The sequence below is a fragment of the Polynucleobacter sp. 80A-SIGWE genome, from assembly GCF_018882295.1.
Classification (GTDB): domain Bacteria; phylum Pseudomonadota; class Gammaproteobacteria; order Burkholderiales; family Burkholderiaceae; genus Polynucleobacter.
Window position 1 is genome coordinate 497066 of the sequence record NZ_JACVOR010000002.1, and the last position, 25787, is coordinate 522852.

General features: G+C 46.5%; 33 protein-coding genes. 13 read left to right on the forward strand and 20 right to left on the reverse strand.

Annotated features, from left to right (window positions below; genetic code table 11):
* The first annotated feature begins 6 nt into the window (after positions 1-6).
* Entirely contained in the window at positions 7-1107 is a 1101-nt protein-coding gene (locus ICN25_RS07315; RefSeq protein ID WP_216180768.1) for an alkene reductase, read from the forward strand.
* A gap of 43 nt (positions 1108-1150) precedes the next feature.
* Here ICN25_RS07315 and ICN25_RS07320 read toward each other — a convergent pair whose 3' ends face one another.
* The 4 genes from ICN25_RS07320 to ICN25_RS07335 all read right to left on the reverse strand — a co-directional run bounded on the left by ICN25_RS07320 (position 1151) and on the right by ICN25_RS07335 (position 3484).
* Entirely contained in the window at positions 1151-1327 is a 177-nt protein-coding gene (locus tag ICN25_RS07320; protein WP_216180771.1) for a hypothetical protein, read from the reverse strand.
* 21 nt (positions 1328-1348) lie between these two features.
* Entirely contained in the window at positions 1349-1540 is a 192-nt protein-coding gene (locus ICN25_RS07325) for a hypothetical protein (RefSeq protein ID WP_216180772.1), read from the reverse strand.
* Positions 1537-2145: a hypothetical protein gene (locus ICN25_RS07330; RefSeq protein WP_255536721.1), complete on the reverse strand. Its 609-nt coding sequence runs from the start codon at positions 2143-2145 to the stop codon at positions 1537-1539. Before ICN25_RS07330 ends, ICN25_RS07325 begins: the two co-directional genes overlap by 4 nt.
* A gap of 193 nt (positions 2146-2338) precedes the next feature.
* The gene (locus ICN25_RS07335; protein WP_216180775.1) at positions 2339-3484 is read right to left on the reverse strand and encodes an L-lactate dehydrogenase; all 1146 of its coding nucleotides are present in this window, start codon (positions 3482-3484) and stop codon (positions 2339-2341) included.
* A 148-nt stretch (positions 3485-3632) separates the two neighbouring features.
* Here ICN25_RS07335 and ICN25_RS07340 point away from each other — a divergent pair, with 148 nt between their 5' ends.
* A complete protein-coding gene (locus ICN25_RS07340; RefSeq protein ID WP_216180778.1) occupies positions 3633-4541 on the forward strand; it encodes a DMT family transporter in 909 nt (302 codons plus the stop codon).
* 104 nt (positions 4542-4645) lie between these two features.
* On the forward strand, positions 4646-5794 hold the full coding sequence (locus ICN25_RS07345; protein WP_216180781.1) for an aminotransferase class V-fold PLP-dependent enzyme: 1149 nt from the start codon (positions 4646-4648) through the stop codon (positions 5792-5794).
* Between the two features lie 31 nt (positions 5795-5825).
* Here the strand turns inward: ICN25_RS07345 and ICN25_RS07350 are convergent, their stop codons facing one another.
* Complete coding sequence (locus ICN25_RS07350) at positions 5826-6476, reverse strand: FABP family protein (protein ID WP_216180784.1); 651 nt, start codon at positions 6474-6476, stop codon at positions 5826-5828.
* Positions 6477-6557: 81 nt separating this feature from the next.
* On the opposite strand from ICN25_RS07350, the gene ICN25_RS07355 reads away from it, so the two are divergent.
* Positions 6558-6842: a protein tyrosine phosphatase gene (locus ICN25_RS07355; RefSeq protein ID WP_216180787.1), complete on the forward strand. Its 285-nt coding sequence runs from the start codon at positions 6558-6560 to the stop codon at positions 6840-6842.
* Positions 6843-6852: 10 nt separating this feature from the next.
* On the opposite strand, the gene ICN25_RS07360 is transcribed toward ICN25_RS07355, so the two are convergent.
* Complete coding sequence (locus ICN25_RS07360; protein ID WP_216180790.1) at positions 6853-7833, reverse strand: DMT family transporter; 981 nt, start codon at positions 7831-7833, stop codon at positions 6853-6855.
* Between the two features lie 6 nt (positions 7834-7839).
* A complete protein-coding gene (locus ICN25_RS07365) occupies positions 7840-8721 on the reverse strand; it encodes an NAD(P)H-hydrate dehydratase (protein WP_216180793.1) in 882 nt (293 codons plus the stop codon).
* A 62-nt stretch (positions 8722-8783) separates the two neighbouring features.
* Here ICN25_RS07365 and ICN25_RS07370 point away from each other — a divergent pair, with 62 nt between their 5' ends.
* Positions 8784-10199, forward strand: a complete 1416-nt coding sequence (locus ICN25_RS07370; RefSeq protein WP_216180796.1) for an MBL fold metallo-hydrolase RNA specificity domain-containing protein — start codon at positions 8784-8786, stop codon at positions 10197-10199.
* A 3-nt stretch (positions 10200-10202) separates the two neighbouring features.
* Here the strand turns inward: ICN25_RS07370 and ICN25_RS07375 are convergent, their stop codons facing one another.
* Positions 10203-10934: an ABC transporter substrate-binding protein gene (locus ICN25_RS07375; RefSeq protein ID WP_216180800.1), complete on the reverse strand. Its 732-nt coding sequence runs from the start codon at positions 10932-10934 to the stop codon at positions 10203-10205.
* A 75-nt stretch (positions 10935-11009) separates the two neighbouring features.
* On the reverse strand, positions 11010-11210 hold the full coding sequence (locus ICN25_RS07380; RefSeq protein WP_216180804.1) for a hypothetical protein: 201 nt from the start codon (positions 11208-11210) through the stop codon (positions 11010-11012).
* Positions 11211-11417: 207 nt separating this feature from the next.
* Between ICN25_RS07380 and ICN25_RS07385 the strand changes: the two genes are divergently transcribed.
* From ICN25_RS07385 to ICN25_RS07400, 4 genes are read left to right on the forward strand one after another with little or no spacing between them, the layout of a single operon-like run.
* Positions 11418-12275 (forward strand): LOG family protein, encoded by an 858-nt coding sequence (locus tag ICN25_RS07385; protein ID WP_216180807.1) that lies wholly within the window; start codon positions 11418-11420, stop codon positions 12273-12275.
* A gap of 37 nt (positions 12276-12312) precedes the next feature.
* Complete coding sequence (locus ICN25_RS07390) at positions 12313-12828, forward strand: hypothetical protein (RefSeq protein ID WP_216180810.1); 516 nt, start codon at positions 12313-12315, stop codon at positions 12826-12828.
* 3 nt (positions 12829-12831) lie between these two features.
* Entirely contained in the window at positions 12832-14049 is a 1218-nt protein-coding gene (locus ICN25_RS07395; RefSeq protein WP_216180813.1) for an aminoacetone oxidase family FAD-binding enzyme, read from the forward strand.
* 35 nt (positions 14050-14084) lie between these two features.
* Positions 14085-15062, forward strand: coding sequence for a tripartite tricarboxylate transporter substrate binding protein (locus tag ICN25_RS07400; RefSeq protein ID WP_216180816.1), 978 nt, complete (start codon positions 14085-14087; stop codon positions 15060-15062).
* On the opposite strand, the gene ICN25_RS07405 is transcribed toward ICN25_RS07400, so the two are convergent.
* On the reverse strand, positions 15059-15448 hold the full coding sequence (locus tag ICN25_RS07405) for a group II truncated hemoglobin (protein ID WP_216180819.1): 390 nt from the start codon (positions 15446-15448) through the stop codon (positions 15059-15061). The genes ICN25_RS07400 and ICN25_RS07405 overlap by 4 nt on opposite strands.
* A 116-nt stretch (positions 15449-15564) precedes the next feature.
* Here ICN25_RS07405 and ICN25_RS07410 point away from each other — a divergent pair, with 116 nt between their 5' ends.
* A complete protein-coding gene (locus ICN25_RS07410) occupies positions 15565-16092 on the forward strand; it encodes a phasin family protein (RefSeq protein ID WP_216180822.1) in 528 nt (175 codons plus the stop codon).
* Positions 16093-16142: 50 nt separating this feature from the next.
* Here ICN25_RS07410 and ICN25_RS07415 read toward each other — a convergent pair whose 3' ends face one another.
* The 4 genes from ICN25_RS07415 to ICN25_RS07430 are packed head-to-tail and all read right to left on the reverse strand — an operon-like array spanning position 16143 to position 19308.
* Entirely contained in the window at positions 16143-16379 is a 237-nt protein-coding gene (locus tag ICN25_RS07415; RefSeq protein ID WP_216180827.1) for a TIGR02450 family Trp-rich protein, read from the reverse strand.
* A complete protein-coding gene (locus ICN25_RS07420; RefSeq protein WP_216180830.1) occupies positions 16369-16662 on the reverse strand; it encodes a hypothetical protein in 294 nt (97 codons plus the stop codon). The genes ICN25_RS07415 and ICN25_RS07420 overlap by 11 nt, the downstream gene beginning before the upstream one ends.
* A 45-nt stretch (positions 16663-16707) precedes the next feature.
* Positions 16708-18291, reverse strand: coding sequence for a rhodanese homology domain-containing protein (locus tag ICN25_RS07425; RefSeq protein ID WP_216180833.1), 1584 nt, complete (start codon positions 18289-18291; stop codon positions 16708-16710).
* 39 nt (positions 18292-18330) lie between these two features.
* Positions 18331-19308 carry a tripartite tricarboxylate transporter substrate-binding protein gene (locus tag ICN25_RS07430; RefSeq protein WP_216180836.1) on the reverse strand — a complete coding sequence of 326 codons (978 nt, stop codon included), beginning with the start codon at positions 19306-19308 and terminating at the stop codon, positions 18331-18333.
* Positions 19309-19467: 159 nt separating this feature from the next.
* On the opposite strand from ICN25_RS07430, the gene ICN25_RS07435 reads away from it, so the two are divergent.
* Positions 19468-19656, forward strand: coding sequence for a hypothetical protein (locus tag ICN25_RS07435; protein WP_173942993.1), 189 nt, complete (start codon positions 19468-19470; stop codon positions 19654-19656).
* Positions 19657-19714: 58 nt separating this feature from the next.
* Here ICN25_RS07435 and ICN25_RS07440 read toward each other — a convergent pair whose 3' ends face one another.
* Positions 19715-20008, reverse strand: coding sequence for a DUF1330 domain-containing protein (locus ICN25_RS07440; protein ID WP_216180839.1), 294 nt, complete (start codon positions 20006-20008; stop codon positions 19715-19717).
* 84 nt (positions 20009-20092) lie between these two features.
* Here ICN25_RS07440 and mmsB point away from each other — a divergent pair, with 84 nt between their 5' ends.
* Entirely contained in the window at positions 20093-20974 is an 882-nt protein-coding gene (gene mmsB, locus ICN25_RS07445; RefSeq protein WP_216180853.1) for a 3-hydroxyisobutyrate dehydrogenase, read from the forward strand.
* Here the strand turns inward: mmsB and selD are convergent.
* The 5 genes from selD to ICN25_RS07470 all read right to left on the reverse strand — a co-directional run bounded on the left by selD (position 20971) and on the right by ICN25_RS07470 (position 24932).
* Complete coding sequence (gene selD, locus ICN25_RS07450; RefSeq protein WP_216180855.1) at positions 20971-22032, reverse strand: selenide, water dikinase SelD; 1062 nt, start codon at positions 22030-22032, stop codon at positions 20971-20973. The genes mmsB and selD overlap by 4 nt on opposite strands.
* A 50-nt stretch (positions 22033-22082) precedes the next feature.
* Complete coding sequence (locus ICN25_RS07455) at positions 22083-23366, reverse strand: DEAD/DEAH box helicase (RefSeq protein ID WP_216180857.1); 1284 nt, start codon at positions 23364-23366, stop codon at positions 22083-22085.
* Positions 23367-23473: 107 nt separating this feature from the next.
* Positions 23474-24052 carry a hypothetical protein gene (locus ICN25_RS07460; RefSeq protein WP_216182189.1) on the reverse strand — a complete coding sequence of 193 codons (579 nt, stop codon included), beginning with the start codon at positions 24050-24052 and terminating at the stop codon, positions 23474-23476.
* A gap of 22 nt (positions 24053-24074) precedes the next feature.
* Entirely contained in the window at positions 24075-24494 is a 420-nt protein-coding gene (locus ICN25_RS07465) for a YbgC/FadM family acyl-CoA thioesterase (RefSeq protein ID WP_216180860.1), read from the reverse strand.
* A gap of 15 nt (positions 24495-24509) precedes the next feature.
* Entirely contained in the window at positions 24510-24932 is a 423-nt protein-coding gene (locus ICN25_RS07470) for a GNAT family N-acetyltransferase (RefSeq protein ID WP_216180862.1), read from the reverse strand.
* A 186-nt stretch (positions 24933-25118) separates the two neighbouring features.
* Between ICN25_RS07470 and ICN25_RS07475 the strand changes: the two genes are divergently transcribed.
* The gene (locus ICN25_RS07475) at positions 25119-25700 is read left to right on the forward strand and encodes a hypothetical protein (RefSeq protein WP_255536722.1); all 582 of its coding nucleotides are present in this window, start codon (positions 25119-25121) and stop codon (positions 25698-25700) included.
* The last annotated feature ends 87 nt before the right edge of the window (positions 25701-25787 follow it).

Below are 25787 nucleotides of genomic sequence, written 5' to 3' on the forward strand. Positions count from 1 at the left end.
AGTCTCATGTCCGGAAAAGAAATCATGTTTACCCCCATCAAGCTTGGCTCCATTGAGTTAAAGAATCGTCTGGTGATGGCGCCGCTAACAAGAATGCGCGCCATCGATGGGGATGTGCCAAATCCTTTGGCAAAAACATACTATGAGCAAAGAGCAAGCGCTGGCCTCATCATCAGCGAAGCAACACAAATTTCTCCAATCGGAAAAGGCTATCCGGCTACTCCCGGAATTTATTCTGCTGAGCAAACTGCTGCATGGAAAGAAATCGTGAATGCTGTTCACGCCAAGGGCGGCAAGATGGTTGCCCAACTCTGGCATGTAGGTCGTATTTCTCATTCATCTTTGCATCCTGAGCAGGGTATCCCTGAAGCGCCTTCAGCGATTGCACCTGCTGGTCAAACCTACGGCGCCGATTGGAAGTTGCATGACTATGAAACTCCTAAAGCAATGACGGCTGAAGACATTGCGCGCTTGTTAAAAGATTTTGAATTGGCTGCCGCTAATGCAAAAGCGGCAGGTTTTGATGGCGTAGAAATTCACTCCGCAAATGGTTATCTACTCGATCAATTTTTACAAGATAAAACCAATCAACGTACCGATGAGTATGGTGGCTCTATCGAAAACCGTGTGCGTCTATTGGGTGAGGTGATTGAGTCTGTTGCTAAGGTATTCCCAAGCGACCGCATCGGTGTTCGCCTTTCACCTTACGGTAGTTTTAACGATATGGCTGATAGTGATCCTATCGCTTTGTTTAATGCCGTAATTCAAAAGCTCAATGGCTACCAGTTGTCCTATGTACACATGATTGAGCCGCGCTCAACGACTGCGGGTGGTAATGATCAGATTGATGTAGGCGCCCCAATTACTTCAGAGATTTTCCGAAATGCCTATAAAGGTAAATTCATTAGTGCTGGTGGATATGATCAGGCTATGGGAGAAGCTGTTCTTGAGGCTGGCCTAGCCGATGCAGTTGCTTATGGTCGTTTGTATATTGCCAACCCAGATTTGGCTGAGCGCTTTGAACAAGGTGCGGTACTTAATGCATACAACCGTGCAACGTTCTACGGTGGAGCAGAGCTAGGGTACACCGACTACCCAACGCTCTAATTTAAGTAACTATTTATAGGGCCTCTATCGAAAGATAGGGGTCTTATTTTTTGTCTTCAGGATCTTTTAATAGATCGTAGTGGTTCGCAACGAGTAGGAGTGCAATCGATGCGCAACCCATGGCAAAGAATTGCCATTGATGCAACATGGCAGTTCCGATTACTGTCATCAGGATGGTCCAACCAACTGCCATCTTGGCTTTTTTTGTTAAGGGCTTCATATATCGGAATTTAAGTAAAAATTATCTAACGGAAAGTCTGGCTCTGGCGCTCAGCTCATTTGGGGCTCCGCGCTTATCGATTTGAGAAAGCCTAAGAGCCTCTTGCTCAAAATCAATTTGAGCCGGATGAAATTCAATATTCCCAAGGTGAATAACGTAAGTCCACACCAGTTCACGACCTCTATCTTTATATACATCTACAACGCGCTTCATTTTTTACCGCCTACGGTGGGTGCCGAGCTATGACCGGCGTTCATATTGTGTTTTAAATCAATCAAATTTCGTGGATCGATACGAATCACGCCACCACGAGGGCTATCGATATCTGCAATCAAAAAGAAGGAGATGGCAATCATCGTTGGAAAAATCATAAAGAGGCCGACATTGCGCTTGAAGTTTCTTGCACCAAAGCCTACCAGCATATTGGCGCCAATCGCGATTGCTGCCATTAACCACCAAGCAGCAGCCGGGATACGATTCCACCAGGCAGCCTGAGTGTAGCCATGGGAGTTGATTACATCATTCATTCCGGAGATGACTAGCGCAGTAGTGGGTGTTGATTGTGTTCGTGCAACAGGGAGTAGCTCATTCCACATAGCATTCTCTAGCGCAATCGTACGCTGCGTAATTTGTTTAGCAGTCTCATGATCTTGCTTGGAGTAGAACAAGATACGCTGATCCAAATATTCGTTCAGCAAGCCTTTAATGGTCTCAGCAGTTTTGCTGGGTAGAAGATCTGCTCTTAAAAACTCAGTACCAATTGCATTTGCCTCAGCCTCTTCATAAGTCTGCCTTAAGTCATATCGAGCAATGGCCATGGAGAAGGTAAAACCAATGATCAAGCCAAGCAGGGTGAGTGTAGCCGTCTGAATGATGCCGAGATCCGTCGAGGTCTCAGTGTCCTTGGTGCGGTACTTACTCAGGATGGCATTGCCAAACCATACCGAGCCCGAAAGGGTTGCGGCGGAAATAGCAAAAACTAATTCGGGGGAGTTGGCTAAGTATGAAATATTAAAAAGTTCCTGGATACAAAATATCTTTAGTCACATTCTGAATGTCACGGTGTCCTGTAAACGCCATAGTGATATCCAATTCATTGTGAATAATGTCGAGGCATTTAGTAACGCCAGCTTCGCCCATGGCACCCAAGCCATAGAGGAAAGGACGACCAATCATCGTACCGCGTGCACCAAGTGCCCAAGCTTTCAATACATCTTGTCCAGAGCGAATGCCACCATCCATCCAAACCTCAATATCTTTACCAACTGCATTGACGATGCCGGGCAAAGCTTTGATGCTGGAGATAGCACCATCTAATTGGCGGCCACCATGATTCGAAACAATCAAAGCATCGGCCCCGGAGTTGGCAGCAAAGCGTGCGTCCTCTTCATCCAAGATGCCCTTAATGATTAGCTTGCCGCCCCAGAGTTTTTTAATCCACTCCACATCATCCCAACTCAGGCCTGGATCAAACTGTTCAGCAGTCCAAGAGGAGAGGGAGGACATATTGCCAACGCCGGTGGCATGACCAACAATATTGCGAAAGGTCCTGCGAGGAGTCATGGCCATACCCATGCACCAGCGTGGCTTGGTCATCATGTTGATCATGTTGGCAATGGTCAACTTGGGAGGTGCAGACAAACCATTTTTTAAATCTTTATGGCGTTGTCCTAAAATCTGTAAATCTAAAGTCAGAACTAGGGCAGAGCATTTGGCAGCTTTGGCGCGTTCAATGAGGCGCTCAATAAACCCACGGTCTTTCATGACATAGAGCTGAAACCAAAACGGTTTAGTGGTTCGCTCTGCCACGTCCTCAATCGAGCAAATGCTCATGGTAGATAAGCAGAAAGGAACACCAAACTTTTCAGCAGCACGGGCAGCCAGGATCTCACCATCGGCGTGTTGCATACCAGTCAAACCAGTTGGTGCAAGCGCTACAGGCATTGCAACCTCTTGTCCCACCATGGTTGTTTTGGTGGTGCGATTAGTCATATCTACAGCAACGCGCTGGCGCAGTTTGATTTTCTGAAAATCGGATTCGTTGGCTCGGTAGGTAGATTCAGTCCATGAGCCGGAGTCTGCATAGTCATAGAACATCTTAGGGGTGCGTTTTTGATGCAGAACTCGTAAATCTTCAATATTGGTGATGATTGCCACTAAAACCCCTTTGTATATTGCCAATGCCAGATATCTGGCGCTAATTTAAGCTCTATCTTAGCAATACCAGGCAATTTGTTTCTACAATGCGTAGGCAAAGCCCTTCTTGGGGCTCAAAATACCCATTTATTCACCTAAATCCTCCTGAATGCCCCAAATACCTCTGTCGACCGTCTTTTATTTAACCCTAGCTACTTTGCTTTGGGCGGGTAATGCGATCTCTGGACGGGTATTGGTGGGAAGTATTTCTCCCATCACCTTAAGTGCAGTTCGGTGGGGGCTGGCAGCGCTCATATTGTTCCCTTTAGGCTGGAAAGTGTTCAAGCCGAGCAGCGCCCTCTGGCAAAACAAAGGTCGCTTCTTGGTCTTAGGTCTTTTGGGCGTGGGTAGCTATAACGTGTTGCTCTATCTTGCCTTGCAAACCTCAACCGCAATTAATGTGACCCTGATCGGTGCCAGCATGCCGATTTGGATGCTCTTTATCGGCGCCGTCTTTTATAAGGTGAGGCCAACGCTCTTGCAGATGGTAGGTGCAGTTGTTTCTTTAATAGGGGTTACGGTTGTTCTGACACGCGGTGAGCCAACTAGCCTGCTGAGCATGGAAGTGGTGATGGGTGACTTACTCATTATGTTGGCCACAATTCTTTGGGCTTTCTATAGCTGGATGATTAGTCGTCCAGGGGAGAGTACTGAACGCCAATGGCCATGGGCTGAGTTTTTGATGGCTCAGGTCTTAATTGGTTTTATGTGGACGATGTTATTCGAGGGTGCGGAGATTGCCACGGGACATGCCTTTATTAATCTCAATTATTGGACTGGAGCATTGATCGTTTTTGTAGCAATTGGACCATCACTAATTGCTTATCGATGCTGGGGCTTGGGGGTTAATGGTGCTGGCCCAACCGTAGCGGCATTCTTTGCCAATCTCATTCCTTTGTTCACCGCATTACTCTCGGCAGCTATTTTGGGCGATCCACCCCAGCTTTTTCATGGCCTGGCTTTTGCCCTCATTGTTATAGGGATACTGGTCTCTTCTACTGCTAAAAAAAGCAGCTAACCCATCTCATTTGCTCAAAAAGCCCGTTTTCAGAGGCTGAGTACCCAAACAGCGCTAAATCAGTATCATTTAGGGCTAATCACACGATTTACTAGGAAATTACTATGCCAGGCTTACTCCCGAATGTTGATCCAGACGGTTTATTAGAGTTTTCGGTTGTTTATACAGACCGCTCGCTGAACCACATGTCTGAAGAATTCAAAAAAGTCATGGTGGACATCTCTAGCGTCCTGAAGGATGCGTATAACGCTAGCTCAGCCGTCATCGTTCCAGGTAGCGGCACTTTTGGTATGGAAGCAGTCGCTCGCCAATTTGCCAATAATGAAAAGTGCCTTGTATTGCGCAACGGTTGGTTTAGTTATCGTTGGACTCAGATTTTTGATCTGGCCAATATTACCCAGGACATTACTGTTCTTAAAGGTAAGCAATTAGAAGATACTGCGCAGGGTGTTTTTGCTCCGGCGCCAATTGAAGAAGTGGTGGCTTTTATTAAGAAAGAAAAGCCAGCAGTTGTTTTCGCTCCTCATGTAGAAACCTCTGCCGGAATTATTTTGCCGGACGACTATCTCAAAGCGGTTGGCGAAGCAGTTCGTTCGGTCAATGGTTTGTTTGTGCTGGATTGCATTGCTTCAGGTGCAATGTGGGTAGATATGAAGGCTTGCAATGTTGATGTGGTGATTACTGCGCCTCAAAAAGGCTGGAGCAGTTCACCTTGCTGTGCCTTGATTGCCATGGGCGACAGAGCACGCGAGCGTATTGAGTCTACACAAAGCAGCAGCTTCTCAATGGACCTTAAGAAGTGGCTCCAAATTATGGAAGCGTATGAAAAGGGTGGTCACGTGTATCACACCACCATGCCAACAGACGCACTCAAAATTTTGCGCAATGTAATGAAAGAAACTCAGGCCTTGGGCTTTGCCGCACTGAAAGCGAAGCAACAAGAGTTGGGAGACAAGGTTCGCGCCTTATTGGTATCGAATGGCTATCACTCAGTTTCAGCAAAAGGCTTTCAGTCTCCTGGCGTAGTAGTGAGCTACACCAAGGATCCAGAAATTCAATCTGGCAAGAAATTTATTGCGCTGGGTTTGCAAACTGCTGCTGGTGTGCCATTGCAGTGTGATGAGCGCCCAGACTTCCGTACTTTCCGAATTGGTTTATTTGGTCTAGAGAAGTTGGCTCATGTTGATCGTACTGTTGGTCATCTTGCAGCAGCTCTAGAAAAGATTACTGAGACTGAAGCTCAACCAGCTTAAGTAGCAAAAAAGAGTAAGCCAAAAAGCCGTCTTAGGACGGCTTTTTCATTGCCTCTAGCGCCAAAGGGTTGGGGGTAGCTTCACCTACCTTAGTAAGTACATTCGTATCCAGATGATGAAAGGGCTCATCCTGACCTTTGATCATCATGACCGTGTCTTGCTCGTAAGACCAAGTGCCATCTTCCAAAATGGTCACCATGATGCGGTACTCAATGGTTTTAAATGCATAGTCTAAGAATGGGCTTGAAGAGATCCCAGCAGTGGGATCATCAATTTTGGCAACACATTCAAACTGGGTAGCGCTGGCAGAAGCTTTACCTGTTGCCATCGTGATCATGCCGCGAGGAATCGTGAGGGTATGAACAATGGATCCAGTCGCAGGCTCCCAAAGCCAATACCCAACTTGATCATGATAGGTTTTGACTTGATCTGGCTTGGTGATGTGGAGGTGATAGCGCAAGCCATAAAACAACTGCGGCCCATTGGTTTGCGGATCAATTGGCTGCATCTCAATACGCTCGGTATAAACCTGCTTCTTTGGACCTTCGGCCTTGGGCTTGATGTCCAAGCCCCGTTGACCTTCCCAGATCCCAGCAAGGTGGGTAAGGGGGCCTAGGTTTTCGAGGGTATTGATTGAGTATCCCTGGGGCTCTGTATAGATATCAGCGGGAAAAGAGTTCATGCGGACGCCTTGGTTAAATGAAGCATTAATGGCAAATAATTGAGTATTATCAAATTATCCACAAACCTTACGGAGTCTCGAATGAATACTCGCTTTGCAAAACTCACTTTGGCCACACTCATTTCCGCCTCTATTGGTTTATCACCGCTGACAGTGATGGCGGCCGATCCAGCACCAGCTCCTGCGCCAGCAGCAGCTCCAGCAGCAGCGCCTGCTTCTCCAGCACCTGCAGCTCAGCCAGAGAAGGCTGCTAAGAAGTCTAAGAAGCAGGCTAAGAAAGATAAAAAAGCAGAGAAGAAGGCTAAGAAAAAATCAAAGAAAAAAGCTAAGGCCGCACAAGAGCCTGCAGCAGCTCCGCAGCAATAATTTCTAGCAATTAAGTTAGGGGGTCGGATCCCTCAAGGTCTAAGGACTTTGTGGAATTCAACCCCTTTTGCTTTTCTGGCGCATTGTTCCGTACCAGTAGCCACATCGCCCCCATCACCAAACTCATTCCTCCAACCTGAATCCAGGTAATTGGTTCGGATAACACGAGCCAGCCCATAAATAGCGTTGAGACGGGACCCAGTATTCCGGCTTGAGCAACAAGCGGTGAGCCGATGCGATTGATCGCAATCATGATTAACAGCATTGGAATGACGGTACACAGACTGGCGTTAAGTAGGCTGAGCCAATAGATCTGATGCACCTGTACAAATACAGCTGCGGGATCGTAAATCAGAATTTGAATGACACTCAGAAGCGCAGAGGCGGAACTGGCATAGACCACTAAGCGCACGCTACCCACGCGCTTCACCATTTCTCCAGAACCAATCATGTAGATTGCATATGAACATGCGCTGGCAAAGACCAGCAACATGCCGAGCACGGCCAAAGAGCCAGTCGAGCTGGCATCTTGAACGAACACCACAATCACACCAAGATACCCAACAATCAGTGCATACCATTGCAGACGACTAATGGATTTATTCAATACAAAATAAGAAATCAACAAGACGATTGTTGGAGTGAGATAAAGAACAATTCGCTCTAAGCCAACGGAAATATATTGCAGCCCCAGAAAGTCTAAATAGCTAGAAAGAAAGTAGCCCATAAATCCCAGAGCAAATATCTTTGCCTGATCTCGCCAAGATAGTCGACTCATGGGTTGTCTGCGCGCTTGCCACCAATAAATTCCCCAGAAAAGAGGGAGGGCCATCAGCATTCGTAGGGCAATTAAGGTCTCTGCATTTGCGCCGTAGCCAAATGCAAGCTTGATCAGAATAGCTTTTCCAGAAAACAGGACTGAGCCTAAGCCTCCCATAAAGAGGCCGTATACATAACGACGATGTTGCAGAATTCCGCTAGCTGATTGCATGATGTTTTATAACAGCTTATTCAGAAGACTCCGCATTTCCAAAATGACCTCTGATGGAGTAAGCCCTATTGGACCAATGTGTTTGGCTACCAAACTATCTGCCGCAGATGCATGAAGCTGAACTCCAATGCAGCCAGCCTCCCACGGGTTGAGATTGTGATGCAGTCCTTGGGCGGCGATCGCTGCAATAGTGCCGGTTAGAACGTCACCCATGCCACCAACGGCCATACCGGGATTGCCTTCTGCACATTGCATTGCTGCATGAGAAGGAGAGGCAATGAGTGTATGTTGGCCTTTGAGAACCACAATGGAGTTAGTGAGACTTACTAAGTCAGATAGGGCTCCAAGGCGATTTGCTTGTATATCCGAAGCTGTAGTATTCAGAAGATGTGCAGCTTCACCAGGATGTGGGGTCAAAATACTCATGCCCGGAAGTGCTTGATTACGTTTCTTCAGTAGATCCAGATATTCAGGTGTATCGGCAATCAGATTGAGCGCATCGGCATCGATGACTAGCGGAACCTTTGGGTGGCGTAAAGAAGCTATCAGCCAATCCCGAGCTAGCGCAGAAAAACCTAAGCCTGGTCCGATCGCAATTACATCAGGTGTAGTTGCTTTCAATTGTTCTTGGGCATTAAAGCTGGCTAAGCGAATCATGAGCTCAGCCTGTTCTGGTATAGCATGAGCTGCTGTAGGATCGAGCATTTCCAGAATGGTCCAGCCGGCTCCTAAGTGAAGTGCGGCGCTGCCAGACAACATCAGGGCGCCAGCCATGCCGGGCGCACCACCAATCAGCAGGACTTTGCCAGCATTTCCTTTGTGTTCTGAGGGGGCTCGCTTAAGACGAGTGATGAGCTCGAGAGATCTCAGTTCGGTGGGGGGATTCATTTGAATAGTATCGCTCTAATGAGTGGCTTAACGAGGGATTTTATCGGGAGTATCCTGTAGTAATGAAAATACAATTTCTTGGTGCTGCAGGTGAAGTTACGGGTTCGAGGCATTCTGTTGAGGCCCTTGTGGGTGGGCATGAAGTCCGCTTCATGGTGGACTTTGGTATGTTTCAGGGTGGGCGCGAGGCCACCGCAAAGAATCTCGAGCCTTTGCCGTTTCCCCCGAAAGAAATTGATTTCGTCGTGCTAACGCATGCGCATATTGATCACAGCGGTTTATTACCTAGACTCTGTGCACAAGGTTTTACTGGACCTATTTATTGCACTGATGCGACATTTGAGTTGCTAAAAATTATGCTCCCCGATAGCGCGCATTTGCAGCGCTCCGATGTAGAGCGGGCAGAGCGTAGACAAAAGGCTGGTAAGTGGCGCGGTGAGTTGCCAGTCGCTTTGTACTCCATGGAGGAGGCGGAGCTTGCTCTTGGGCAATGCGAAATACTCCCTTATGGAAAAACGCTAGAACTGGGTCAAGGTATTAATCTCGAGTTTCAGAATGCGGGCCATATTCTGGGATCGGCAATTGCCGTGATCGATGTTACCGAAGACCATGCCAAGAAAAAGCGCTGTGTATTTTCTGGGGATATTGGCATGAAGGGAAAGCTGTTGATGCCTGACCCTACCAGGATTGAGCAGGCAGACGTAGTGGTGGTGGAGTCAACCTATGGTGATCGACTACATAAAACTTTGGCGGATACCGAGTCTGAATTAATTGATGTCGTTACCAGCACCTTGAGTGCACATGGCAATATTGTGATCCCCGCATTTGCTGTGGGTCGCACTCAAGAGATTTTGTTTCTATTGATTGATTTGGTGAAGCGCAATTTATTGCCTCATCTCAGTATTTGGGTTGACTCTCCAATGGCGACTGCCGCTACTCATTTGACTCAGCATTTCTTTTCGCAGTTAGACAAAGAGTCACAGTCAACTTTTGAGTGGTTCAAAAAGAACCCGGGTGCAGTAGATCTGAGGTTCATAGCAGACGTAGAAGAATCTAAGGCCTTGAACAAGATTAAGGGCGGGGCGATTATTATTTCAGCAAGCGGTATGTGTGATGCAGGGCGCATTGTTCATCATCTGCAGACCAATTTGCCGCGCGCACAAAATGCAATTGTGATTACTGGATTTCAGGCCTATGGCAGCTTAGGTCGTCGCTTGGTGGATAAGGCGGCTAAGGTTCGCCTCTTTGGTGAAGAGGTTGCGGTCCGTGCTTCGATTCATACAATTGGTGGTTTATCCGCCCATGCGGATCAGGCTGGACTATTGGATTGGTTGCGAGGTATTAAATCAGCACCGCAATCCATATTTGTAGTGCATGGAGAGCCCGAGGCTTCCGCCGTCTTGGCTCAATCAATCCGGGAAGAGCTGGAGTGGAAGAATGTCATTATTCCAGAGCGCTTACATTCTTACACTTGCTGATATTTAATCAGCTACCTTAGCGCCCTGAACCCTGTGACGGAGCATTGCCTCGGCAATATACCCAGAAGTTTTTAGTTCTTGAATCACGCTACTGAGGTAGGCAGTTATTTTTTCAAAATCGATCCGCGCCTTAGGTGTGCCAATGGCCTGATTGATCACCATAAATCTGCCTGGAAGCATGCGTAAGCCTTCATAGCGTTGCGCATCACTCTCTAGTTGCTGCTTCACTCCGGCGGCAACGTTTCCAGACCCGGACATAAAGTCATCCACCACTGCTTGGGAGTTGGCTGAACGTAGCAGGCTGGCTTGTTTGATTTCACGAGTAAGGTAAAGATCGTAAGCGCTGCCTTTACCAACAACAATCTCATTACCAGCTGCATCAACATCTTCATTCTTGGTCAGTGGAGAAGAGTCTTTCACCATATAGGCGCCTTCAATCTGAATATATGCAGGGGTGTAACTGATGTCAGCTCCACGAACGGGGTCAATTGCCACAAACACCAAATCCACATCCCCGGCTTTAACTGCATCAACGGTAGCCCCAGCCATTTGATAGCAGGTAAAAGTAATTGGAAGCTGTAGCTGACTTGCAATGTAATTTGCTATGTCAACAGTAATTCCTTTGGGGGCATCGCCATCTAGGCTGGCCAAAAGAGGGTTACCTAAATTGATGCCCACTCGCAAGCTACCTGTTGGGGCAAAAGAACTGAGCAATGAAGGGTCAAGTTTATTCATGTGAGAGAGGAGGGCGAATAAAAATAGTTACAAAAAAACCGCGGCGAACCGCGGCTTATTTTTCTCGAGAAGAGATTACTTCTTAGCGTCAGCTGCTGGAGCTGCTGCAGGTGCAACTGGAGCTGCAGGAGCATCTTTCTTAGCTTCTTCCATGTGTGCTGCTTCAGCACCATGCTTCTCGCCACCCATATCAATGTCGCCGTCGCCTTTGAGGAGTAAATAGGCTGTGGCACCAACTAATACTAGTACCATGATGATGATTGAACGGTTGCTCATTGCTTTTCCTTCGGTTTGGTTAATATCTTCCAATATTAACTCCTGAAGCGCTAGCGGTAAATCCGAATAAGCCCTAGATCCCAAATTAATGCAATATTCTAGGTAGTAATACTGATTTAGAAGTGCTATCCCTCGGCCTCATTGGCTCAGTGATAATGATCAGGATTCAAGTAGACCATTTTGAAAGCTTGGCATAAAGGTGCAAATATGAGTCCAAGACTCCCTGTAAATAACTCCCAAACTATTACTGATTTTCTGAGTCTCCAGAAAAGCCAAATGGCGGAAGACACTTCTGAAGACTCGTATCGATTTGCTTTTGATGATCAGGCCTTTTTAGCGCGCCGTGAAACTTTAGGCCTACGCTTTCAGCTGGAGTTATTGAAGCCGGAAATACTCCTGCATGAGCGTGGCATTGAGCACACGATTACCGTCTTTGGATCCACCCGCTTTGTGAGCTCTGAAAAAGCACAGGAATTAGAAAAGAATGCAAAAACACCCGAAGCTATAGCCGAGGCTAAGCAAGCATTACTTCACTGCAAGTACTACGATTCTGCAAGAGAATTCGGAGCTATTGTTGCTGGCTATAACGCCACCCAATCTGAAGATCGAAACAAATTACATATTGCTACTGGCGGTGGCCCTGGAATTATGGAGGCTGCAAATCGTGGCGCTTTTGAGGCCGGGGATCAGAGCATTGGTTTTAATATTAGCTTGCCGCGAGAGCAGTACCCCAATCCCTATCTCACACCGGGCTTAAGTTTTCGCTTCCATTATTTCGCTATTCGTAAAATGCATTTTATGCTTAGGGCGAGGGCGATTGTTGCTTATCCGGGAGGCTTCGGCTCTTTTGATGAGTTGTTTGAGGTTTTAACCTTGATGCAAACCAAAAAGGTGGAGCGTTTTCCAATCATCTTGGTGGGCAAGACGTTTTGGCAAGAGGTTGTTAGCTTCAAGCAGATGCTTGAGTATGGGGTGATAGACAAGGTAGATATGGATTTAATCCACTTTGTAGAGACCGCCCCAGAAGCTTGGACGGTGATTCGCAACTGGTACCAGTTGGCCTAATTGCGTAAGAGAACTGTAAAATAGACGCCCAGACACTATGACTATCTCTAATACCGTACACCTGACCTCCGAACTGGATCTACCTGCCTATTTATTCGGTATTGCAATGCTTCTCGTCGTAATGCTTGTGCATGGGGTTGCCTTACTTCAAATTGCAAAGCGCTACGAGGTAAAGTCCTTTTTGTACCTTTCAGAGCATAAGTACTCTTCGGTGGCTTTCGTGTTTTATGTCAGTGTGCTATGTTTATTTTTGATCCATATCTTTGAGATCATTCTTTGGGGAATTTCATTAAGAGCATTTAATCTCTTGCCAAACTTAGGTGAGAGCATTTTGTTTAGTGGCAGCACCTATACGGCGATGGGCTTTATGGATGACCTCCTACCAAATGGCTGGAAGATGTTAGCAGTCATCATTGCCTTCTCCGGAATGTTTGCTTTTGCTTGGACTGCATCCGTCATGATCTCCATGACTAAGAATTTCCGCCAAGCCTACACCCGTTTGCATATGCAAAAACTCAAGCTGCCATCTGAAGTCATCGAGCGCTACAAGTGAGTCATGACTAAATCTTGGGATGCCATCGTCATCGGTGGCGGCGCAGCTGGGCTATTTTGCGCTGGCGTTGCTGGCCAATTGGGTAAAAAAGTATTGGTACTCGACCATGCCGACGTCTTATGCGAAAAAATTCGCATCAGTGGTGGAGGTCGATGTAACTTCACCAATCTACACAGCAGTCCAGCAAATTTTCTTTCTTTAAATCCGAACTTTGTAAAAAGTGCTTTAGCTCGCTATCCCGCAAAAGAGTTCATTAGGCTGGTCCAGTCTTATCGCATTGCCTATCACGAGAAACATCAAGGACAGTTATTTTGTGATGACTCTGCCAAACAGATCATCGAGATGTTGCTAGGGGAGTGCGCTAAGGGAAATGTGGATATTCGTCATCCGGTTACGGTGGAGTCGATATCCAATGAAGCTGGCATATGGATCGTGAAGACCAATGCTGGCATCGAAAGATCAAAGTCTATCGTGATGGCAACAGGCGGCTTACCGGTTCCTGCAATTGGTGCAACAGCTTATTCATTGGATATTGCTAAGCAATTTGGATTGAAGGTGGTTGATCCACGTCCTGCATTGGTGCCGCTGTCATTTACTTCAGGTGAGTTCGATAACCTAATTGAATTGTCTGGTCTCAGCTTGCCGGTTCGCATCGCTTCTGGCTCAAAGGGGCATCGCTATGGCGCTTGTCGCTTTAACGAGGATCTTCTCTTAACGCACAAAGGTCTTTCAGGCCCCGCAGTCTTACAGGCGAGTAGCTATTGGGCTGAGGGTGAGGCAATTCATGTGGATTGGTTGGGTGCAGTAGAAGCCAATGGGCGCTTCACCTGCGATGAGTTATTTGATAACGAAGATAACCGCCTCAAACTTACTGAAAATATCTTAGCCTCAGTGATGCCACTACGCTTAGCAAAAGCATTTGCTGAACAGAAAAATCTCTTAGGAAAAAAGTGGGCCGAGGTTTCTAAAAAGGATCGTCAGGCGCTCAAAGAGCTCATCACTAATTGGTCGGTAAAGCCCGCAGGAACGCTGGGTTGGAAAAAGGCTGAAGTGATGTTGGGTGGAGTTGATACAAAAGATCTAGATGGGCAAACTATGATGGCTCGCAATCAACCTGGCTTACATTTCATTGGTGAGTGTGTTGATGTCACTGGGCACCTTGGAGGTCACAACTTCCAGTGGGCATGGGCTAGTGGTTTTGCCTGTGCAAATGCCTTATAGAAAGTTACAATTTTAATTTACTGCCCTTATCACGAATGTATAACCCATCTCCCTGCAGAGTAATTCTCACAAGCCTATTTTTGGCTCTTTGGTTTTCTGTCTCAGCCCAAGCTGCTTATCCAGATAAGCCCATCAAAGTGATCATTGGTTTTCCAGCAGGTGGACCGCTTGATGCACACATGAGATTGTTAGTTGAAAAACTGCAATCCACCTTAGGCCAAACAGTGATCGTAGATTACAAGGCTGGGGCAGGCGGTACCGTTGGCGCTCAATTTGTTGCGCAGTCACCTGCCGATGGCTACACCTTGCTTCTGGCCAACACTGGCACGATGGTAATTAATCCGGCTGTCTACGCCAAAACCTCGTATGAAACTTTGAAAGAATTTCAGCCGATTGCCCGGACCGCACAACAACCTTTAGCCTTAATCGTCAACAAGGATGTGCCAGCGCAAACATTAAAAGAATTTATTGCTTATGCCAAGGCAAATCCCGGTAAATTAAATTACGGCTCCGCAGGTAACGGCGGGATTTCCCACTTAGTTCCAGAGATGCTCAAAAACGAAACTGGGATTTTCATGGTCCACATTCCATTCAAGGGAAGTGCGCCTGCATTTACAGATCTGATAGCAGGGCATGTGCAATTTATGGCTGAGTCGGTTCCTCAGGCTGCAAACTATGCAAAGCTCGGAAAAGTCAGGGCTTTAGCAGTGACTAGTGCTAAACGGAATCCAGCGCTCCCCAATACTCCAACCGTTATTGAGACTGGTGTTGCCAATTTAGAGGTTGTTGGTTTTTATGGAATCCTATCGCCCAAAGGTACGCCACCTGAAGTTGTTAACAAGCTTAGTCAGGCTTTTAAGGAAACTTTGGACTCACCAGAGGTTCAAAAAAGAATGCTAGAGCAGGGCGCAGATCCGGCTTATCTGAATGCGGATCAATTTACGAAGTTTCTAGCAGGTGAAATGCCGCGTTGGGCTAAGGCGGTTAAACAGGCTGGTGCCAAGCTAGATTAGTTTGGCTGGTTTCTCATCCAATCGGCAGTATTAAAGAAGGACTCTTCCAGTTGAGCGCCGATTTGGCCATCAATGCCACAATCTTCCATTGCCTTATACATGCAGGCCAACCATTGATTGCGTTCCTTGAGGCCAATCTTAAAAGGTAGATGCCTGGCTCGCAGCATTGGGTGACCATACTTGGGAGAATAGACGTCTGGACCCCCCAACCATCCCGATAAAAAGAGCTTGAGCTTATCCCTTGAGTTTGTTAGATCTTCCGAATGCATGGCCCGCAATTCTGCGAAGGGCTCTTCTAGCGCCATCAAATCGTAGAAGCGGTCGACCAATTCTTCAACCTTTGCTGCGCCACCAATAATTTCGTAAGGGTTTTTTCGTTCACTCATGCCTCAATTTTAATGCCTATAAAGCAGGGAATTGGCAAGTCTGTATTTTGGGTATAGAGTGGAAGAATGGCTTTACTAGTTACTGAAACCCCTAATACACCCAAAGGAGAGTGGTAATGGATAAAAAAGATATACAAGCTTGGCAACAAGAAAAGGCAAAAGAGTTATTTGCGTATTCTCATAAATTGCTGGATGCCGCTAAAGATCTGAGTGCACACCATCTAGAAGAAATGCAGTGGGGCATGAAAAATGCGATGGAGAGTGCTAAGTCTGCAGCCAAAAATGATCTTGCTAAGCTCAAAGAGTTGCAAGAATCTGCGACAAAAGAGGCTGCAAAGCGCGCAACGGTATATCAAAAGAAGGTGAAGTCTGTTCTAAGAGATATTGGTGAAGATGCAGCTGACGGCACTGAAAAACATCTAGAAAAAGTACGCAGCTCCTTAGTGAGCTGGTTAGAAGATGTGGAAGATAAAATTCCAGGTCATGCTGATAAGTTATCTAAGGTAGTTCATGACATGTCGACTGCAGGACAAAAGATGTTTAAAGAAGGTCGAAAAATTGTGAATCAGGTAGCCGATGCTGCTGAGAAAAACATAGAAGAGCATCTCAGAAAACCATCTGAAACAAAGAAGAGGTCTAAGTAATTAGACTCCTCACCAAGCTAGCAAAAAGCCACCCCAGAAGGGTGGCTTTTTTATACCCAGCCCTGAAGCCAGACATCGGTATCTTTCAGCTGGCGCCAGGGAATAAGCTCTGTCTTCTTATCAAATACTGCTTCGATCTCAACAAATTCAATTGCACTCTCAGGAATCTCTGGAAGAATGACCTTGCTCACTAGATAATGCTTTCGCTTCTGAATGGGTTTGACTGCCGTCCATTTGGTGAGCAGTAGCTTCTTTGGGTTGAGAGGGTTTTGTTCTTTAGAGGGCATTGCACTGAAATTCATTTGCGCTGCTGATGAGTTTTCCCGAGTCAGGGGTAAAGCTGTAGATCGAGTCCTTGGTCTGGGCAGGGCACTTTAAATCAAAGTAACTCACGGGGCCTAGACTTCCACAGTAGTCGTATTGCCGATCCTGAAACTGCATCTTGGCTTTTTTGAGAACCATGGCGGATTTTGATCCAGAGCCATCCACGCATGACCAGGTCGTGTAGGTTTCTCTTTCGCAAGCTATAAGCCCTATAGACAGAATTACAAGGGTAATTGTTTTATACATAAATATTCTAAGTTGGTGGCACTAATGCAGCGCCACCAATATGGATTAAAGCACCCAGAAGTGATGGGTACCATCTTTGCCCAGTTGCTCTACCAAGCCATACTCCCAATCTAGATAGGCCTGCATTGCTGCTGGATCAACGCTAGTTCCTTCATAAGGTCGCTTGTAACGATCTAATGGCGGAGACGCTAAATGAGTAGGGCCTTTTTCAATATCAAGGCCAGCATCAATCCAAGCTTTATTGCCGCCGGACAATACCAATACTTCTGATGTTGTTAGTGCTTGTATTTCAGGTGCGGCAAATATAGCAAGCTCACCAGTAGTGCTAGTGAGTACATAACGATTGGCTTTTGGTAATTGTTCTAAGGCCTTAGAAAATTGCGAGCGAAGTGCAAACCAACTACCAGGAATATGACCCTTTACATAATTGGCATGCGTGCTGAGGTCTACACAGACAGTGTCTTTGTCACTCTGTAACCATCCCGCTGCTGTCTTGGCATCAACCGTTTGAATCAGAGGTGCTGCTGGAAGTGGGGCAATCCAAGCACCTTTTTCGGTGAGATCTGAAGCTTTGATGTCATCGATAACGTATACATCCCAAGCCATCTGAGCAAGCCATGATGCAGGCATATTGGCTCTCACTCCACTAGGGTCTGACAAAACAATACGGGCACCACGAACAGGGGCGACCATTTCTGTTTCTTGTACTAGCTGCCCGCCAGGAGTTGAACGAAATCCAGGAAGGTGTCCAGCTTCGTATTCTTCAGGTGTTCTGGTGTCAAAGAAATACGTTGTTCGCTCAGCTTGAGATTCCCATTTCTCGATATCGGCAAGCTTTACTCGTTTAACTCCGGCTTGATCGGCAACGCCCCGCGCACGGTCAGCTGCAACCATGGCAGTACCTTCACTAACTTCTTTGAATTTGCGACTTTGCCCCTTATCGAGCTCTTGCCCAGCTAGGGTCCAGCCAATCGTGCCATTGCGCAAGGCATTTACTTCATTTGGAATGCCTGCATTAATCAAGGATTGGGTGCCGATGATGCTTCGAGTTCTGCCTGCGCAGTTCACAATGATTTTGGTCTTTGGGTTTGGTGCCAACTCAGGAACGCGCAAGACCAACTCAGCACCGGGGACGCTGATACCAGTAGGAATGCTCATTGTTTGATATTCATCAAAGCGACGAACATCCACTACCACTACATCTTCCTTGTCATCAATTAACTTCTTTACTTCTTGTGCGGACAAAGAAGGTGTATGTCTTTTGGATTCCACAAACTCACCAAAAGATTTGCTTGGCACGTTCACATCTTTAAATACTTCACCACCAGCAGCTATCCAGGCTTTAACACCGCCCTCAAATACAGCAACGTCAATATAGCCCAGCGCAGAAAGTCTTTCTGCCGCGAGCTGCGCATCACCTTGACCATCATCTAAGGTGACAATCGGCACATCTTTTCTAGGAAGTTTGCTCAGTGCATCGACCTCAACGCGAGAGAGTGGAAAATTGGCTGCAAATAAAGGATGTTCCTGTGCGTGTGGATCCTCCTCACGCACATCCAACAAGGCAACCTCTTCTTTTTTTAGCAGCTTGTTTCTAACGAATGCGTAATCTTGTTTTTTGATCGACATAAATTCTCTTCTTTATTTCTGTTTTTATTGATCTATGTATTAATCTAATTTAGCGTTGGATTTTTTTACCACTTCAGCCCAGCGAACAATCTCTTGGTTGATGTAGTTAGCTAATTCAGGGCGGCTCATTTTCGGAGCCGTAGCACCCATAGCTGCCCAACGTTCTTTGATATCAGGCGAGGCGAGGGCAGTCTGTACTTCGGCGCTCATCTTGTCGACGATATCTTTAGGCGTTCCTTTGATAGCCCACATCGCATACCAGCTGTAAACCACAAAGTCTTTGATGCCAAGCTCTTGTGCGGTTGGTACGTTAGGGAAAGCATCCACACGTTTTTGTGTTGCCACTGCAACAGCAATCAATTGACCGTTTTTGATAAAAGGCGCCGCACCAGCGAGGGTGTCAAACATCATGTCCACTTGACCTGCCACCAAATCCTGTAGAGCTGGGCCAGTACCGCGATAAGGAATGTGGGTAATGAACAGCTTGTTTTGCATCTTAAATAATTCACCGGTCAAATGCTGGGATGTACCGTTACCAGTTGATGCGTAGTTGTACTTTCCTGGATTCTTACGAATTTCTTCAATGATCGATTTCAGATCATTCTTCGGAAACTTGGTTGGGTTCACTACGATGACATGAGGCACGCTACCAATGATGGCAACCGGCTCAAAATCTTTGGTGATGTCATAAGACAGGTTGGTGTACATGCTTGGAGCAATCGAATGATGCACTGCGCCAAGAAGCCAGGTATAGCCATCTGGAGCCATTTTTGCAGCCGCTGCAGCACCAACAGTGCCACCAGCGCCACCTTTGTTATCAACAATGATTGATGTGCCCATTTGCGTAGATAACTGCTTTGCGAGGGGGCGCCCAAAAGCATCCACAGCACCACCAGGGGGGAATGGGTTAATAAAGGTAATAGGCTTATTGGGGATTGGCCAATTGCTAGCCTGGGCAAAGGATTGCAGGCTAAGTAGTGCGCCAGCCAATAAAACAAGGATATTTCTGATTTTCACGTTTGTCTCCGTTAGTTTTTAGTAGTTTTCCCTAATTTAGAGGATTTACTGGATATAAGAGTTATCCCTGATAGCAACCCTGAATTCCTCTGGTTTTTCTAGGGATATACTGATTCCGAGCTCAATACTCACACTTTGATCAGACATATAGGAGACAAGATGTCACAACACGATACATTGTTGGCTGCTTTCGAAACTTACAAAGCGGAAAACGAAAAGTTTATTGAAAAAGGCGTTAAGGCATCTGCTGCGCGTGCTCGCAAAGCTTTGCAAGAAATTGCTGGCGCATGTAAAGAGCGTCGTAAAGAAATTACAGCCGCTAAAGAAGCGATGGAAGCTAAGAAGTAATTCTTCTTACCCTGAATTGAATTCAGCCTGGCCCCCAAAAGGAGCCGGGCTTTATTTTTTATACGCTTACCGAAAATAGAGTGAGCTTCATGGCTTTGCTACGAATGGCTAGCAAGCTTTGATACTCAGGGCTATTAGCCCAAGACTGAGAGCGCTCCAAATCCGGAAACTCCAGCTCAACAAATGCACTAAAGGAATCGCAATGCAATTCATTCCAGAAGAACGCATTGAATGATCCTCGAGAGGTGATTTTCCCTTGATAGAGGGCTACCGTATTTCCTACCTGAGACCGGTATTCCTCAAATGCCTCTGGATCATTTAACTGAATCAGGCCAATCACTTTAGTAGTCATTCCAGCTCCCGGTAATTTATCCAGCAAGTTTATAAGCAAGCTATAGTGAGATCTTAGAACTTCACTATCTCATACGAGGCGTATATGAATGTCGCATTTTTGGGTTTGGGTAATATGGGCCTGCCAATGGCCCTCAATTTAATCAAAGCAGGGCATCAAGTCCATGGCTTTGATTTGGTCCAGTCCCAGCTTGACGCCTTCAAGGCTGGAGGCGGTATTCCTGTGCAGAGTGCAACAGAAGCCGCAAAGGATGCGGACGTCATTATTAGCATGCTCCCGGCCTCACGCCATGTCGAGGCTTTGTATTTGGGTGATGCTGGCTTGCTTGCCACGGCCAATCCTAAAGCCTTACTCATTGACTGTTCTACGATTTCACCAAAGGTATCGCAGGCTGTAGCCGCTGCCGCAAAAGCCAAAGGTTTTGCCATGATCGATGCTCCAGTATCTGGTGGAACTGCAGGGGCTCAGGCAGGGACCTTAACCTTTATGGTGGGTGGCGATGCTTCAGCACTTGAGTGCGCTCGACCTTTATTAGAAAAGATGGGTAAGAATATTTTTCATGCGGGCGCAAGTGGCAGTGGGCAAACTGTTAAGGTCTGTAACAACATGTTACTTGGTATTCAGATGCTGGGAACAAGTGAGGCATTGCGCTTAGGAATCGCCAACGGCATGGATCCTAAAGTACTCTCCGACATCATGTCAAAGAGCTCTGGTCGCAATTGGGCCTTAGAGCTCTATAACCCGTGCCCTGGAGTGATGGAGAACGTGCCATCCTCAAAAGGATATGCAGGAGGCTTTGGTGTAGATCTCATGTTGAAAGACTTGGGCTTAGCCACTGAGAATGCTGGCGATCTAGAGGCTAGCGTTCCATTGGGGGAGTTATCCCGCAAGCTGTACGAAGCGCACAGCAAAGCAGGAAATGGTCAGCTGGATTTTTCGAGCGTCTTTAATCTAAAGGCGGATTAAAGCAATACCTCTAGATGCTGATTTTCTTTGTTCGTCATTTGTCCAATGACGCAGGCGCTAGCGAAGTGATGCTGTTTAAAGATTTCTAAAACAGTATTTACGGCATCTGCGCTACAAGAGACTAGTAAGCCGCCACTAGTTTGAGGATCCGTTAGAAGCGCCTGCTGTGCAGGGCTAAATTGCTCTGGCAAAAGAACCTCCGCTCCATAGCTTTGCCAGTTACGATCTGATGCGCCGGTAATGACGCCTTGATCAGCTAGGCTCTGAACATTGGAAAGCAGGGGAACCTGATTCCATTGAATTTGAGCTGTGAGGTTTGAGCCTCGAGCTAATTCCAAGGTATGACCGGCAAGACCAAAACCAGTAACGTCAGTTAGTGCATGTACGCCAGGTAGTTTTGCAAGATCAGGACCTGCAGAATTTAACTTGGTCGTGTTGGCAATCATCTCTTGATAACCAGCGTCACCTAAGAGATCTTTTTTAAGGGCTGCGGATAAGATACCGACGCCCAGTGGTTTGCCTAGAATTAAGACATCTCCAGCCTTAGCTGCAGCATTGCTCTTAACGCGCTTAGGATCAACGATACCAATGGCAACTAAACCATAGATAGGCTCAACGGAATCAATCGTATGACCACCTGCAATCGGAATACCTGCTGATCTACAGGCTTCAGCACCGCCTTCAAGAATGCGTGCAATCGTGGCATTCGAGAGCACCTTAATCGGCATGCCGACAAGGGCTAAGGCAAATAGCGGAGTGCCGCCCATCGCATAAATATCGCTGATGGCATTGGTGGCGGCAATCTTGCCAAAGTCAAATGGATCATCAACGATAGGCATGAAGAAATCGGTTGTTGCAACAATCGCCTGAGACTCGTTAATTTGATATACAGCAGCATCATCCGAAGTTTCAATTCCAATCAAGAGCTCTTTTGGAAAAGGTAACTGCGGAACGCTTTTCAGGATTTCTGAGAGAACGCCAGGAGCAATCTTGCAACCACAACCGCCGCCATGAGATAGCGAGGTTAAGCGAGGCTCTTGGGTAGATGGAGTATTCATATTAATAAACTCAATGCATCAAATGGAATGGATTCAATATTAGCGGAGATTTAGCGATTAAAACTGCGCTTTGGCGGACTACCACGCTTGGCAGCCGGTTTACCTCCACCATTACCGCCGGCAGCATTACCAGGCCTAGGCTTGCGAGATTGTTGGTGTTGCTGGCTGCGCAATTGAATTGGTTGGGCTACCGCATTTGGATCTGGCTCAAATCCAGCAATCACTTCTTGTGGCAGCTTTTGCTTGATGAGCTTTTCAATATCTCGGAGCATTTGATGTTCATCAACGCAGACTAAAGACACTGCAACACCATTTGAGCCGGCTCTACCGGTTCTACCGATACGGTGCACATAATCTTCAGATACGTTTGGTAGGTCATAGTTCACAACATGGGGGAGTTGATCGATGTCGATGCCACGTGCTGCAATATCGGTAGCAACTAGTACGGTGATCTTCCCATCTTTAAATTCTGCCAAAGCCTTGGTGCGCGCGCTCTGACTTTTATTGCCATGAATCGCCATTGCAGTAATGCCATCTTTTTCTAACTGGGTCACTAATTTATTGGCACCATGCTTGGTGCGAGTAAATACGAGAACCTGTTGCCACTGATTAGTTTTGATCAGATGCGCCAACAAAGGATGCTTTTGGGTTCTGTCTACTGGGTGAATGAGTTGAGCAATCGCTTCATTTGTACTGTTACTACGTGCCACTTCAATCAATGCTGGTGAATTCAGTAAACCATCAGCCAATGCTTTAATCTCGGTCGAGAAGGTTGCGGAAAATAGTAAGTTCTGACGTTGCTTTGGCAATGCAGCCAAAATCTTTTTGATATCACGCAGGAATCCCATATCCAACATGCGATCTGCTTCGTCCAAGACGAGGATTTCAATATTGGCAAGTGAGACACAATTCTGTGACATTAAGTCGAGTAGGCGACCTGGTGTTGCCACCAAAATATCTAGACCTGCAGCGATTGCTTTTATTTGTGGATTCGCGCCAACGCCACCAAAGATCACGGTGGATTTAAGGCCGGTGTATTTGCCGTAAGTCACAACAGACTCTTGAACTTGGGCGGCTAACTCGCGGGTAGGGGTCAAAATCAGTACGCGTAACTGACGTTTGCCACCAGCTTTAGCTGTGCTGCTTAAGCGCTGAAGAATCGGTAGGGTAAAGCCAGCGGTTTTACCGGTGCCTGTTTGAGCGGCAGCAAGTAAATCTCCACCTTTTAATACGGCAGGGATGGACTTTTCTTGAATGGGGGTAGGGCTGGTGTAACCCTCTTCATTAATAGCGCGAAGAATGGGTTCTGATAAACCAAGATCTGTAAATAACATAGGGACCAAATAAATATTGGCCCGTATTCAATTAAACGACTATCCCGGCCAATGGGGTGAGCTGCCACACTTGGAGTGTTTGCAGAAAGAGTCGCTATTTTAAGCTATCAGGCTGCATTCCAAAGATTTGGCGTCACTGAATTGGCATATCCCGAGACAAATAATTTTTCTGCGCCTGTAATGGGGTCAAACACAGCGCGCTGGATGCGGCCAATGTTTCCACCATAAACATGAATGCTGATAGATGTTTGGTCACTCAAAGCATTCTCGACCACATGGATGTCATGTGTTTTGGGGGATACGGTAGCAACTTGACCTGGGTGGCAAAGGAATGACTCATCAGCTTTATAACTGCCATCAGCTTGTTGGTAATAGTCGGCGCTGCGTTCTTGCCCTCGCAACTGGCCAATCATGCCCCAGACAGTATGGTTATGTAATGGTGTCTTTTGTCCGGGACCCCAAACAAAGCTGACAACTGAAAAGCGATCGAGTGGATCTGCATATAGTAAGTATTGCTGGTAGTACTGAGGATGTGGTTTGCAAAATTCTTCTGGCAACCAGTCGTCAACCTGAATTAAGCTCTCTAAGAGCTTTTTGCCTTTTGAGAAAACAATTTCCTCGCTCGGTTTGCTCTCTATAAGTGTTGCGAGTTCTTTAACAAAAGTCAGTAGCTTGCCTTCTTGCATTGAAGTCTCTTCAGTAGTGATGTTATTGATCTGCTGCAAAGAGCCAGTCAGGCAGACCCTTTGGTTTTAGGGTGGTAGTGTCAACACAGACAATGTGCAGCAATGCGGTAGCAAGAAGCTCTGGCTCCATTCCTTCAACAATGCGTTTCGCAGTTTGCTTCACCGCAATTTGGGTGCGACCACGGTGCTCAATGATTTGATCAATGCTTAAGAGATCATCTAAGCGCCCCGGTCTATGAAAGTTCATCGTGATTTCTCGGACGGGAAGAACGATCCCAAATTCATTGACCAACTTTGTTGGGCTTAAGCCTCTTTGCTGTAACCACTCAGAGCGACTTCTTTCAAAGATCTCTAAATAACGAGCGTGATACACAAATCCTGCTGCATCGGTATCCGAGTAACAAACACGAAAGAGGAAGGGGGGATTAGTGGATTGGGTCATAGAGATAAGTTGCCATTAGATATATAGAATCATATCGCGATGCGCAATGCCAGCTTCATCGTAGATATCACCTTGTGCAATAAACCCAAGCTGCTCGTAAAACGGTATGGCGGATAGCTGCGCATGTAACTCCAGTTGAGTAATGCCCTGGGATTTGCTGAGCTCTAGTAAGGCACGAAGTAAATCACCTCCAATTCCCCGTCTTCGATGCATAGGTAATACCGCCATGCGTCCAATTCTGCCAACGCTCCCAGGTAAGGTAACCAGGCGAGCTGTCCCAATGCATTCTGAGTTGACATAGGCTAGAGCGTGCTGTGCGAGTGGGTCGTATTCGTCGAGCTCCATATCTTCTGGAACGCCTTGCTCTTCGATAAATACGCGTTTTCGAATAGAGTAGGCCTCTTGCTCAGCATCTACCCAGGATTTAATCAAGATCACGCGTTTATCTCTCTGCTATCTATATTTGGGGGCAAATTAGCCATTCAGCCTTAAATGTAGCAAATTGGACATATTTTGGCTTCAAATATTAGCTCTAAGGCTTATAAGTAAACCACTTCATGGTTAAAATGAATGGGAGGTGCCAGAGGATTGGCACCCCTCACAAACCTTTATCTAGGAGTTATCTTGAAGAAATCTTTATTGGCTACATTAGTTGCCTCACTCGGTTTAGTTGTTGCAGGCTCAGTATTCGCTCAAGCTCCAGCAAAAATGTTGCCTTTGGCAGCTGAAGCAATTGTATTGACTGCTACTGTTGATTCAGTGGACGTAAAGAATCGTATCGTTGTTCTTAAGGATGCTAACGGTAACTTGGCTCAAATGAACGTATCCAAGCAAGTAAATGATTTGGATAAAGTGAAAAAGGGCGATGTGTTTGTTGTTGAGCATGCTCAAGCGATTGCAGTTGGTTTAGTTGCTGCTCCTAAGGGCGCAAAACCAGGTGCTTCAGGTGTTCGTTCAGTAGTGATCGCTGGCAAAGGTTCTGCTAAGCCATTTGAAGAAACTACTGATACTGTTTATGCAACAGTGAAGATCAGCACAATCGATGCAAAAACTCGTGTTGTGACATTTACATTGCCATCAGGCGAGAAGCAAAAAGTTAAAGTAGACCAAAGCGTTTTAGGTCTTGAGAAATTCAAGGCTGGTGACGACGTAATGGTTGAGTTCGTTGACGACACAGCAATTGGTTTCGTAACACCAAAGAAGTAAGCATTAAAAACTAATTCAGCATTAATCATGCTGGAGCAGTAAAGAAAAAAGGCCCGCATTGCGGGCCTTTTGCTTATCAGCTAAAGA